This window comes from Aureimonas sp. N4, assembly GCF_001463925.1.
GTDB classification, from domain to species: domain Bacteria; phylum Pseudomonadota; class Alphaproteobacteria; order Rhizobiales; family Rhizobiaceae; genus Aureimonas; species Aureimonas ureilytica_A.
This window is the reverse complement of record NZ_BBWS01000048.1, coordinates 25,749-37,900: the sequence shown is the minus strand read 5'-3', so window position 1 is coordinate 37,900 and position 12,152 is coordinate 25,749. Positions and strand designations below refer to the sequence as shown.

At 65.4% G+C, this 12,152-nt stretch carries 10 protein-coding genes and 2 tRNA genes; 6 read left to right on the top strand and 6 right to left on the bottom strand.

Going from position 1 to position 12,152, the window contains the following annotated elements:
- Positions 1 to 137 precede the first annotated feature (137 nt).
- The 4 genes from AUL28_RS15995 to AUL28_RS15980 all read right to left on the bottom strand — a co-directional run bounded on the left by AUL28_RS15995 (position 138) and on the right by AUL28_RS15980 (position 4,465).
- Positions 138 to 1,082 (bottom strand): D-ribose ABC transporter substrate-binding protein, encoded by a 945-nt coding sequence (locus AUL28_RS15995; protein WP_062234444.1) that lies wholly within the window; start codon positions 1,080 to 1,082, stop codon positions 138 to 140.
- Positions 1,083 to 1,164: 82 nt separating this feature from the next.
- On the bottom strand, positions 1,165 to 2,241 hold the full coding sequence (locus tag AUL28_RS15990; protein WP_058599923.1) for an ABC transporter permease: 1,077 nt from the start codon (positions 2,239 to 2,241) through the stop codon (positions 1,165 to 1,167).
- Between the two features lie 26 nt (positions 2,242 to 2,267).
- Positions 2,268 to 3,806, bottom strand: a complete 1,539-nt coding sequence (locus AUL28_RS15985) for a sugar ABC transporter ATP-binding protein (RefSeq protein WP_058599862.1) — start codon at positions 3,804 to 3,806, stop codon at positions 2,268 to 2,270.
- Positions 3,806 to 4,465 (bottom strand): DUF2291 family protein, encoded by a 660-nt coding sequence (locus AUL28_RS15980; protein WP_058599863.1) that lies wholly within the window; start codon positions 4,463 to 4,465, stop codon positions 3,806 to 3,808. The genes AUL28_RS15985 and AUL28_RS15980 overlap by 1 nt, the downstream gene beginning before the upstream one ends.
- A gap of 541 nt (positions 4,466 to 5,006) precedes the next feature.
- On the opposite strand from AUL28_RS15980, the gene AUL28_RS15975 reads away from it, so the two are divergent.
- The 4 genes from AUL28_RS15975 (at position 5,007) to AUL28_RS15960 (ending at position 10,291) form a co-directional block, all read left to right on the top strand.
- Positions 5,007 to 5,972: a sugar-binding transcriptional regulator gene (locus tag AUL28_RS15975; protein WP_062234441.1), complete on the top strand. Its 966-nt coding sequence runs from the start codon at positions 5,007 to 5,009 to the stop codon at positions 5,970 to 5,972.
- A gap of 165 nt (positions 5,973 to 6,137) precedes the next feature.
- Entirely contained in the window at positions 6,138 to 7,775 is a 1,638-nt protein-coding gene (locus AUL28_RS15970) for an FGGY-family carbohydrate kinase (RefSeq protein WP_062234438.1), read from the top strand.
- A complete protein-coding gene (locus AUL28_RS15965; RefSeq protein ID WP_062234705.1) occupies positions 7,775 to 9,286 on the top strand; it encodes a glycerol-3-phosphate dehydrogenase in 1,512 nt (503 codons plus the stop codon). The genes AUL28_RS15970 and AUL28_RS15965 overlap by 1 nt, the downstream gene beginning before the upstream one ends.
- 72 nt (positions 9,287 to 9,358) lie before the next feature.
- Complete coding sequence (locus AUL28_RS15960) at positions 9,359 to 10,291, top strand: sugar phosphate isomerase/epimerase family protein (RefSeq protein ID WP_062234437.1); 933 nt, start codon at positions 9,359 to 9,361, stop codon at positions 10,289 to 10,291.
- 156 nt (positions 10,292 to 10,447) lie between these two features.
- Here the strand turns inward: AUL28_RS15960 and AUL28_RS15955 are convergent.
- Positions 10,448 to 10,532 (bottom strand) — tRNA-Leu (locus AUL28_RS15955).
- 97 nt (positions 10,533 to 10,629) lie between these two features.
- A tRNA-Leu gene (locus AUL28_RS15950) sits at positions 10,630 to 10,714 on the bottom strand.
- A gap of 175 nt (positions 10,715 to 10,889) precedes the next feature.
- Between AUL28_RS15950 and lipB the strand changes: the two genes are divergently transcribed.
- Both lipB and AUL28_RS15940 read left to right on the top strand, forming a co-directional pair.
- Entirely contained in the window at positions 10,890 to 11,645 is a 756-nt protein-coding gene (gene lipB / locus AUL28_RS15945; RefSeq protein ID WP_062234434.1) for a lipoyl(octanoyl) transferase LipB, read from the top strand.
- Positions 11,642 to 12,097 carry a YaiI/YqxD family protein gene (locus AUL28_RS15940; protein WP_062234432.1) on the top strand — a complete coding sequence of 152 codons (456 nt, stop codon included), beginning with the start codon at positions 11,642 to 11,644 and terminating at the stop codon, positions 12,095 to 12,097. The genes lipB and AUL28_RS15940 overlap by 4 nt, the downstream gene beginning before the upstream one ends.
- Positions 12,098 to 12,152: the final 55 nt, after the last annotated feature.

Genomic DNA, 12,152 nt, shown 5'->3' with positions numbered 1-12,152 from the left:
ATAACAGTCTTATGCGAGATTTCAGTCACTATTTTTGATGGGCAAATACTCGCCGTTCTACAAAAAAGGCCGGCTGCGAATGTATCGCAGCCGGCCCTCGGAAAGCGGATCGGTTCGGGCCGGAGAGCCCGAGCGCCTTACTCCTTCATGACGAAGGGCGAAGCGTACTGATCCACATTGTCCTTGTTGACGATGATGCAGTCGAAGAGCTGCTTCTCGCTGGCCGCGCCCGTCTTGCCGGTCTTGATGAAGTTGTCGGCCTGACGGACCGCTTCCTTCGAGAAGATCGCGACCGGCTGAAGCACGGTGTAGGCGAGTTCGCCGGCCTTGATGGCGGCGACCGCATCGGGCGAGCCGTCGAAGCCGCCGACCGTGATGCCCGAAAGCTTGCCGGCTTCCTTCAGCGCGGCGATCGCGCCGAGCGCCATTTCGTCATTGCCGGAGATGACGCCGATGATGCCCGGATTGGCCTGAAGCAGGCTCTGCATCTTGGCGTAGCCCTGACGGCGATCCCAGTTGGCGACATCCGAGCCGACGAGCTTCAGGTCCGGATATTGGCTGAGAACGGTCTTGTAGCCGTTGGAGCGCGTGGCGGCGTTGTTGTCCGAAGGCGCGCCGAGAAGCTCGACATAATTGCCCTTGTCGCCGACCGTCTCGACCCACTGCTGCGCACCGAGCGCGGCGCCCTGCGCGTTGTTGGAGACGAGCTGCGCCTTGGCGAGACCTTCCTGGTTGATCTCGGCGTTGACGAGGAAGACCGGGATGCCGGCCGCAACGGCCTTCTTCACCGCGCCGACCGAACCGTCCGCATTGGCGGGATCGAGAATGATCGCCTTCGAGCGGTTGGTGATCGCCGTGTCGATCAGGTTGCTCTCGGTGTTGGTGTCGCCCTTGTGGGAGGAAACGACCGTCTCGTAGCCGAGATCCTTGGCGGTCTTGGAGGCGATCTCGCCTTCCGTGAACCAGTAGGGGTTGGACGGATCGTTGACGATGATCGTCACCAGGCCGTCGGCGAAGGCCGAGCCGGCGAAGGTAACGGCCATGATACCCGCGAGCAGGAGGCTCTTGCCCGATTTCAACATGCTTTCTCTCCCTTGGTGGTCTGTGGCTGGTAACGCGCCGGGCGGTTGAGGCCCGGCGTTTTCCGCGCGTCGGTTCAGGCCCTCAGGCCTTGGCACCCTGCTGCGGGGAAGGCGTGGCGGCGCGCTTGGGGCGGCGGCCATATTGGATGCTGTTGAGCAGAACGGCGAGCACGATCACCGCGCCGGTGAAGACCGTCTGCCAATAGGACGAAACGCCGATGATGACGAGGCCGTCCGACAGGAAGCCGATGACGAAGGCGCCGAGCAGCGTGCCCCGAACCGTGCCGCGACCGCCCGTCAGCGCCGCGCCGCCCACGACCACGGCGGCAATCGCCGTCAGTTCGTAGGTCGAGCCCGCCGTCGGGCCGGCCGAGGTCAGCTGCGAGGATAGGACGAGGCCGGCAATCGCCGCGCAGACGCCCGACAGGACATAGACGAGGATCTGCGTGCGCGGCACCGGAACGCCCGACAGTTCGGCCGCGCGCGCATTGCCGCCCGTGGCGTAGACCCAGCGGCCGAAGGCGGTGCGCGACAGGAGAACGCTGCCGATGAGGGCGACGACGGCAAGGATCAAAACACCGATCGGCACACCGAAGAGACGGTTGAAACCGAGCCAGTCAAAGCCCGTATTGCCGAGATCCGCGCGGCCGCCGAGATTGTTGTAGGTCAACCCGTTGGTCATCAGAAGCGCCACGCCGCGCGCGACATAGAGGACGCCGAGCGTCGCAACGAAGGCCGGCACCTTCAGATAGGCGATCAGCGCGCCATTCAGGAGGCCGATCAGCGCGCCGAGCGCGCAGGTCAGCACCACGACGGCCCAGACCGGCGGATACAGCACAACGCCGAACGCAGGCAGGGTGACGCCCTGCATCAGGAAGCCGGCGATGACGCCGGCAAGGCCCAGGGTCGAGCCGACCGAGAGATCGATGCCGCCGGTCAGGATGACCAGCAACATGCCGATCGCCAGAAGGCCGAAAATGGCGACGTGCGAGGCCATGATCAGGAAATTGTTCACCGTGAAATAGAACGGCGACAGGATCGAGAAGACGACGATGATCGCGATAAGGGCGAAGAAGGCGCGACCCTCCAGAAGAAGGCGGGCAAGGTCGAAGCCCTCGGAGCCTGCCTTTCTGGGTGCGCTAGCGGTGCTGGTGGTCATGATCGGGATTCCGCTCTCTTTCTGGTTCACGCGACCACGGCCTCGCCCGAAGCGGCCATGATTTTTTCCTTGGTGACGCCCGCCGGGAATTCCGCCGAAATGCGGCCCTTGCTCATCACGATGATTCGATGTGCGACGCCGAGGCACTCGCTGACCTCGGAGGTCGAAAAGACGACCGCCAGGCCTTCACGGGCGCGCTCGGCCAGAAGCTTGAAGACTTCCGATTTCGCGCCGATGTCGATGCCACGGCTCGGCTCATCAAGCAGCACGACCTTGGGGTGCGTGGCCAGCATCTTGCCGATCACCACCTTCTGCTGGTTGCCGCCCGACAGGGAGCCGATGGGCGCCGCGCCGCCCGCCGTCTTCACATGGACGCGGCGAATCGAATCGGCGACGATGTCCTTCTCCACCCGGGTCGAGGTGAAGAGCCGGCGGGTGAAGGCCTTGATGCTGGCCAGCGACAGATTCTCGCCGACCGACATGGTCTGGACCAGGCCATCGCGCTGGCGATCCTCGGGCACGAGCACGAGCCCGGCCTGGATGCGCTCGGCGATGGAGAGATCCGAGATGTCTTCGCCGCGCAGCAGGACGTGGCCGCCGCTGACCGAGGTGCGCCCGGCGACCGCTTCCAGAAGCTCGGTGCGCCCTGCCCCCATTAGCCCGTAGATGCAGACGATCTCGCCGGCCCGGACGTCGAGCGAAAGCCGCTCCACCGCGTCCGCGCCGGTCGGCAGCGTCACGGAGACATCGCGCACCGAAAGCGCGACATCGCCGAAGGCATAGCCCGAAGGCGGCGAGCCGAGATCGTAGTTCTCGCCCACCATGTGACGCACGATCCATTCCAGATCGATCTCGCGGCGCTCGGCATAGGCCGTCATCGCCCCGTCGCGCAGCACGACCGCGTGGTCGGTGATCTGCAGCGCTTCTTCGAGGTGATGCGAGATATAGACGATGGCAACGCCGCGGTTGGTGAGATCGCGGATCACCTTGAACAGAACCTCGACTTCGGAGGCGCTGAGCGCCGAGGTCGGCTCGTCCATGATGAGAATGCGCGACTTCATCGACAGGGCGCGCGCGATCTCCACGATCTGCTGCTGCCCCAGGCGAAGCTCCTCGACCGGCGTCAGCGGGTCGATGTCCTCTTCGAGCTCGGTCAGGAGCGCGCGGGCGATCTCGGCTTCCTTCTCGAAATCGACGCCGGTCGCCGTCTGGATCTCGCGGCCCATGAAAATATTGTCGCGCACGCTGAGGTTCGGCGCGAGGCTGAGTTCCTGGTGGATGATGGAGATGCCGCGATCGCGCGCGTCGTTGGCCGAGGCGAAGACGACGGGCTCGCCGTCCAGCACGATCTCGCCCGATGTCGGCGGCGTGACGCCCGACAGGATGCGCATGAGCGTCGACTTGCCGGCGCCGTTTTCGCCGAACAGCGTGGTGACCTGCCCGCGATGAATGTCGAAGTTCACGCCTTTCAACGCATGGACGCTGCCATAGGACTTGGCGACGTTGCGGGCGGAGAGGACGACCTCGCCCTTGCGCGCTTCAGCGGAGGATGCGGACGCGGCCATCACTGCACCGTCAGCTTGACGGGCGTGACGAGCCAGTTCTTGGCGTTCACGAGGCGGAAGGCACCGGTGACGGAGATCGTCTTGCCGGCAAGGCTCTTGGTGTCGATCGGCGCAAGAACCTCGGCCTTCATGGCGTTGTTCAGCGCGGAACCCGCGTCCTGATATTCGATCTGGTTGGTGAACTGGCCGAACTCGATCGTCCCGGTCGCGTCGCGCAGCTCGGTGCCGTTGATGGCCGGCCCGGTCTGAACCCGCAGGGTCACGCCATCAGGCATGTTCGGGACGGTGACCGTATAGATGCCGGCCTTCGGCTCGCCCGCGACGCCCGTGAAAGAGACCGGCAGAACCGAGGTTCCGCCCGAAGCCACGCCGTATTTCTCGGCGGCGGCGGTCTTGTTCTCGGCAATCGCGGCGGCCAGCACCGGCGCATCCACCGCCTTGGCAGCGATCGCGTCCCGCACCTTGGGGAATTCCGCCGGGCCATAGGTCTCGGCGGAGAAGCGTTCAGGCCCGCTGGCTGCCTCGGACCCGATCCGCACGACCTTGGTGTCGAAGGCAATCCCGACCAGAAGCGCGAGGCCGATGAGCGAGGTGACGATCGTGCCCGGGCCGACGACGCGGCGCTTGGCCTTGGGGACGGAAAGAGTGGATGCGGTCATGACAGGCGACCTCCCATTGATGTTGAGCCGGCGCGGGCAGCGGACAATCGCGCGCCGCACCGGAAAAGACCGGCGATGCGTTCAGTGCGAGCGGGGAAGCGTGCGGCGAGCGCGGCCAGAAAGCTGCCGCGCGGCATGATCCAGCCGGGATGCCATCGTCAAGCGCATAAGACTGCCTCCCCTGCGAAGCCGAACCGACCCGATCCTCCACGTCGGCCGACCTCGTCACCCACCGCCACGGGCTCAGCCCGTGTTACATATTCTGTGATCTTGAACACAAGAACTGTTAGAAATCCAACAACCTGTCAATCGTCGACAAGGGTTCAAGACACGACATATCGAAGGGATGGTTTCGAAACTGCGATCGAGCGCGCCACAGTCACTGCCTCATTCCCGGCAGCGTCCGTCGCCTCACTAGAAATCCGCCATCTCCCACCGCCCTGCGCACCAACGCCGTGATTTCGTTGACAAGCGCGAGGCTGCGTGAAAGACTTTGCACCAATTGAAAAATAATTCAATACGCAAACCTCTGGGATCGAACATGGCGCGGATCGCGACCAAGCGGGCCGATGACGACAGCCTTGCCATTCGCGCCGCCTGGCTTCACTTCGCCGCCGGCCTGACGCAGGCCGAGGTGGCCGAGCGGCTCGGCGTGTCCAATGTGAAAGCGCATCGACTCGTCTCCTGGGCCAGCCAGTCGGGTGCGGTGAAGGTCACGATCGACGGCGATGTGACCGAATGCCTGCTCTTGGAAGAGCGCCTGTGCCAGCGTTTCGGCTTGGCCTATGCGCAGGTCGTTCCCAATCTCTATGAGGACGGGTTGCCCCTACGCGCGCTCGGCATCGCGGGCGCAGGCTATCTGAAGCGCGAGATCGAGGGCACGGAAGGCCGCGTCATCGGGATCGGCCATGGGCGCACGCTCGCCGCTGTTATTTCCGCCAGCCCCCGCATCGATTGCGGCTCGACCCGCTTCGTCTCGCTGATGGGCGGGCTGACACGCAATTACGCCGCCAATCCGCATGACGTGATGCATCGCCTCGCCGAGCGCACGGGCAGCGCCGCCTATGTTCTGCCGGTTCCCTTCGTTGCGAATTCGGCGTCGGACCGCGAAGTGCTCCTGTCTCAGCGCGGTGTGGCGGATGTCTTTGCGCTCGCGACCACCGCCGATCTGATGATCGTCGGGATCGGCACGACGCAGCCCGATGCGCAACTCGTCGGCGCCGGCATGATCGATCTCGACGAGATTCGCGAAGTGCAGAACGGTGGTGGTGTCGGCGAAATCCTCGGCCATTTCTTCGATCGCGCCGGCCAGCCGATCGACACCTCGCTCGCTGCGCGCACCCTTTCGCCCGATCTCGCGGCCCTCCGGGAGCGCCGAATCGTGGCGATCGCCGGTGGGCCGGCCAAGATCGAGGGGATCGGTGCCATTCTCCGCAGCGGCCTGCTGAGCGGTCTCCTCACCGACGAGCGCACCGCAACGGCGCTGATGGAACGCGCCGAAAACTGACACTCAGGGGCACGGCATTTCACCGTCAGCCGTTCGACACGACGACAAGCCGGCTTCGCGCTTCGGACCCAACCGACCGGCCGGCATCAAAGGGAGGAATCTTCATGCAAGGCTTCAGCGCCTCTTGTTTCCCGGCCGCGCCTGTCTCGAGCGACGAGGCCTGACATGTCGCACATGCAGGATCTTCTGATCGGCATCGACGCCGGAACCTCGGTGATCAAGGCCGTGGCCTTCGATCTCGGCGGCCGTCAGATCGCGGTCGCATCGGTTCTCAACCATTATGCGCTCGGCCGCGACGGCTCCGCCCGGCAATCTCTAAGCCAGACCTGGGACGACTGCGCCCGCGCGCTGCGCGATCTCGGGACGAAGGTGGAAAACCTCGCCCGCCGCACCGCTGGCGTCGCCGTCACCGCTCAGGGCGACGGGACATGGCTGGTCGGCGCGCGTAACCGGCCGGTGACGGATGCCTGGCTCTGGCTCGACGCCCGCGCCGCACCGAGCGTGCGCCGTCTCGTGCAATCGCCGCTGGAGCGCCAGCGCTTCGAGCGCACCGGCACAGGGCTGAACACCTGCCAGCAGGGCGCACAGATGGCGCATATGGACGCCACCTCGCCTGAACTGCTCGACGGAGCCGAGATCGCGCTCCACTGCAAGGACTGGCTCTATCTCAACCTGACCGGCGTTCGGGCGACCGACCCGTCCGAGGCGAGCTTCACCTTCGGCGATTTCCGCACGCGGCGCTATGATGACACGGTGATCGAATCGCTGGGTCTGACCCATCGCCGCTCGCTCCTGCCGGAGATCGTGGACGGGACTGAAACCACCCATCCGCTGTCCGCGGAGGCCGCGCAGGCGACAGGGCTGCTCGCCGGGACGCCCGTGAGCCTGGGCTATGTCGACATGGTGATGACGGCGCTCGGCGCGGGCGTCCATGCCGGCGGCGCGCCGGCCGCCTGCTCCACGGTCGGCTCGACCGGCGTTCACACGCGCGCGGTTTCCGCATCCGACGTCGTGCTCAACGCCGAGGGCACGGGCTATGTGATCGCGCTGCCGATTCCCGGCATCGTCACGCAGGTCCAGACCAACATGGCCGCGACGCTCAATATCGATTGGGCGCTGCGCGTGGCGGGCGACCTTCTGGCCGAGATGGGCTGCGAGACGAGCCATGCCGATCTCGTGCAGCGCATCGAAGGCTGGATGAAGAAGAGCCAGCCGGGCGCGCTTCTCTACCACCCCTATATTTCGGACACCGGCGAGCGCGGCCCCTTCGTGAATGCCGATGCGCGGGCCGACTTCATCGGTCTGTCCGCCAACCACCGCTTTCCGGACTTGCTTCGCGCCGTCGTGGAAGGCCTCGGCCTTGCCGCGCGCGACTGCTACTCGGCCATGGGCGAATTGCCGGCCGAACTCCGGCTCACCGGCGGCGCGGCGCGCTCTAAGGCGCTGCGCGCGGTTCTCTCGGCCTGCGTCGAGGCTCCCGTTCGCGTCTCCGCGCGGGAGGAAGCGGGCGCAGCGGGCGCGGCCATGATGGCCGCCGTCGCCATCGGTGCCTATCCCACGATGGACGCCTGCATCGCGGAATGGGTGACGCCGCTTCTGGGCGAAGCCGAAGCGCCGAATGCCGATCTCATGCGCACCTATCGCGGCCTCTTCCCGGCCTATGCGCAGGCGCGGCGCGCCCTCGTTCCGGTCTGGAGCCAGTTGGCGGATCAGCGCAACGCGCCCGCCAGCGCGCCCGATCTCGAACCCGAACACACCGAACAGACCCTACTCGCGGCCCAGTCGGCCGAAAGGAGCGCATGATGACGGATATTCCGATGGTCGATCTCTTCGTGATCGGCGGCGGCATCAATGGCGCGGGCATCGCGCGCGATGCGGCCGGGCGCGGGCTCAAGGTCATTCTCTGCGAGAAGGACGATCTGGCGCAGGGGACGTCCTCGCGCTCGGGCAAGCTCGTCCATGGCGGGCTTCGCTATCTCGAATATTACGAGTTCCGGCTGGTGCGCGAAGCGCTGATCGAGCGCGAAGTGCTCTTGAACTCGGCGAGCCACATCATCTGGCCCATGCGATTCGTCCTGCCGCACAGCCCGCAGGATCGCCCGGCCTGGCTCGTGCGCCTCGGTCTCTTCCTGTACGATCATCTGGGTGGCCGCAAGAAGCTGCCGGGCACGCGCTCGCTGGATCTGCGCCGCGACCCCGAAGGCGCGCCGATCCTCGACCAATACACCAAGGGCTTCGAGTATTCGGACTGCTGGGTGGACGATGCCCGCCTCGTGGTGCTGAACGCCGTCGGCGCAGCGGAGAAGGGCGCGGAAGTCCTGACTCGCACCGCCTGCACCAGCGCGCGCCGCGAGAACGGCCAGTGGCGCGTCGAGATGCGCGACGAGCGCACGGGCGCGACGCGCACGGTTCTCGCTCGCTGCCTGATCAATGCCGGCGGCCCCTGGGTCAACGATATCGTTGGACGCGTGGCCGGCAGCAATTCGCGCCGCAATGTGCGCCTCGTGAAGGGCAGCCACATCATCGTTCCCAAGTTCTGGGACGGCGACCACGCCTATCTCGTCCAGAATCACGACAAGCGCGTCATCTTCATCAACCCCTATGAGGGCGACAAGGCGCTGATCGGCACGACCGACATTCCCTATGAGGGCCGGCCGGAAGAGGTGAAGGCCGACGAGTCGGAAGTCGAATATCTGCTGGCGGCCGTGAACCGCTACTTCAAGGAAAAGCTGCGCCGCAGCGACGTGATCGAGACCTTCTCGGGCGTGCGCCCGCTCTTCGACGACGGGCAGGGCAACCCCTCCGCCGTGACGCGCGACTACACGTTCGATCTGGATGAAACGGGCGGTGCGCCCATGCTCAACATCTTCGGCGGGAAGATCACGACCTTCCGCAAGCTCGCCGAACATGCCGTACAGAAGGTCGGCAAGTTCTTCCCGAACATGGGGCCGGACTGGACGGCCGGCTCCAAGCTGCCGGGCGGCGAAATCGAGAATGCCGATTTCGTCGCCTTCACCGAGAAGATGCGTGAGGCCTATCCGTGGCTGCCGCGCGGCCTCCTCCATCATTACGGCCATCTCTACGGCGCGCGGATGACCAAACTCCTCTCGGGCGCGACCTCGATGGAAGGGCTCGGCCGCCATTTCGGCGCCAAGCTCTACGAGGCGGAAGTTCGCCACGTTGTGAACAATGAATGGGCGCTCAGCGCCGAGGACGTCTTGTTCCGGCGCACCAAGCAGGGGCTTCACATGAGCCCGGCCGAGCGCGAGACCTTCGCGCAATGGTTCGATGGCGAATTGCTGCGCGCCGCCTGAGGGTCGCAGCGCGGCCGGGCTCGCCCCCGGTCGCGCGCCTCCCCGCCTCTCCCTTATCCTGAGACGAGCCCCATGGCCCTGACCCTATCTCTCAACACCAATCCGCTGGTAAACCGCTTCGCCGATCCGGACGATCTGATCGAGACGGTGGCGCGGGACTTACGCATCCGCGACCTTCAGCTGACGCACGAGTTCATCAACCCGTCCTGGCCCGCGCCCGTCATCCGCCGCCTGACACGGCAGATGGAGGCTGCGCTCCGGCGCACCGGCGTTCGCGTCACGTCCGGCATGACCGGCCCCTATGGCCGGCTCAATCATTTCGGCCACCCCGACCGGGACGTGCGCCGCTACTACGTCGACTGGTTTAAGACCTTCGCCGACATCACCGCCGATCTCGGCGGCCTCTCCGTCGGCACGCAGTTCGCGATCTTCACCTTCCAGGACTATGACGACTTGGGCCGGCGCGAAGAGCTGATCCAGATCGCGATCGATTGCTGGGCGGAGGTTGCGGAGCACGCCAAATCAGCGGGCCTCTCCTATGTCTATTGGGAACCCATGTCGGTCGGCCGCGAGTTCGGCCATACGATCGCCGAGACCATGGCGCTGCAGAACCGGCTGACGGCGGCCAACATGGCCGTGCCCATGTGGATGATGGCCGATATCGACCATGGCGACATCACCTCCCCCAACCCGGACGACACCGACCCCTATGCCTGGGCGCGCGCGGTGCCGAAGGTCTCGCCGATCATCCACATCAAGCAATCCACGATGGATAAGAGCGGCCATCGCCCCTTCACGGCCGAGCACAACGCCAAGGGCCGCATCCAGCCCGAGCCGCTGCTCAAAGCCTTCGCGGAAGGCGGCGCGGTGGACAATGAAATCTGCCTCGAACTCTCCTTCAAGGAGCGCGAGCCGAACGACCGGGCCGTGATCCCGGCCATCGCCGAGAGCATCGCCTTCTGGGCGCCGTATATCGATACAGGCGCCAGCGATCTGAACATCTAAGCCAGGAGGCCGGCCTCAGCGCCGGCCTTTTCTTTGCAGCCGGGAAGACGAGATCGATGATCGGGAGCGATCCGGGAGCGCACCAAACGCCAAAAACGCCGCTGGCACGAGCCATGCAGCGATCAAAACCAAACTCGGTGATCATCAGAATATGAATGGTGCGGTCGAGAAGACTCGAACTTCCACGGGTTGCCCCACAGCGACCTCAACGCTGCGCGTCTACCAATTCCGCCACGACCGCACGTCGCGTCCGAACTCTCGTCCGGAATGGCCTTTCGGCCGATCTGCCATGAGATCAGTTGGTAGCCTGACCTCATCCCTCAAAATATGAAGGAGAATGGTGCGGTCGAGAAGACTCGAACTTCCACGGGTTGCCCCACAGCGACCTCAACGCTGCGCGTCTACCAATTCCGCCACGACCGCACGTCGTGTCCGAACTCTCGTTCGGCACCGGCCTTTCGACCGGTGAGCGGCGTTTAGCAAACGCCCCCCGAGCACACAAGCACTTTCGCCGCCCGCGGCTCGTTTTTCTTCGAACCCGTTGATCCCGCTGGCAAACAGACTTTGCACATTCGTCGTGGAGCGTTAGACAGATTCCATGGACGCGCCCCTCCCCCAGCCCAAACCGCGACTCGCCACGCAGCCGGAACATTTTCGCTCGGATGGCCCGAACGCGCCTGTCGATTGGATCATTCACGACGGGCTCATGCCCTATCCGCAAGCGCTCGATTGGATGGAACGGCGGGTGGAGGCCATCGCGCGGGGGGATGCGTCCGAGGCCGTGCTCCTGGTCGAGCATCCCCCGCTCTACACGGCCGGCACCTCCGCGCAGCCGGGCGACCTGCTTCAGCCCGATCGCTTTCCTGTCTTCGCGGCCGGGCGCGGGGGCGAATATACCTATCACGGGCCGGGCCAGCGCGTGGCCTATGTCCTGCTCGATCTCAAACGCCGCCGGCCGGACATTCGCGCCTTCGTCTCGGCGCTCGAACATTGGGTGATCGAGACCTTGGCGCAATATCAGGTGCGAGGTGAGCGGCGGGAGGACCGCGTCGGCGTCTGGGTGCGTCGGCCGGAAAAGGCACCGATGCCCGACGGGACTCAGGCGGAAGACAAGATCGCCGCGATCGGCATTCGGCTGCGCCGCTGGGTGACGTTCCACGGCATCAGCTTGAATGTCGATCCCGACCTCTCCCATTTCTCTGGGATCGTCCCCTGCGGAATCTCCGGCCATGGCGTCACCAGCCTCGTCGATCTCGGCCTGCCCGTCTCCATGCCGGAGGTGGACAGCGTGATGCGCGCCGGCTTCGAACAGGTCTTCGGGCCGACCGAGGCACGGAGCTTCGAAGCGGCATGAGCGAGGCTGTTCGGGTTCTGGTGGATGGAGACGCCTGCCCCGTGAAGGACGAGGCGCTGGAGATCGCAACGCGCCTCGGGGCGCAGGCGGTCTTCGTCTCCAATGGGGGCTTGCGCCCCTCGCGCTATCCCGGCGCGCGGCTCGTCACCGTTTCAGCCGGCGCGGACGCTGCCGATCATTGGATCGCCGAGGAGGCGACGAGCCGAGATGTCGTCGTGACAGCCGATATCCCCCTCGCCTCCCGTGCCCTCGAAAAGGGCGCGATCGTGCTGCACCCGGACGGGCGCGCCTTCACGCCGGAATCGATCGGCTATGCCCTCTCCATGCGCAGCTTCAACCAGCATCTGCGCGAGACCGGCGAGAGCAAAGGCCTGAACCGCGCCTTCACCGCACAGGACCGTTCGCGCTTTCGCCAGGAGCTGGACCGCGCTGTCAGGCGGCTGACCTCGTAAAAAGACATCGGGCGAGGGCATCCCTTCGCGCTCGCGCGCCGTATATGAGGCATCA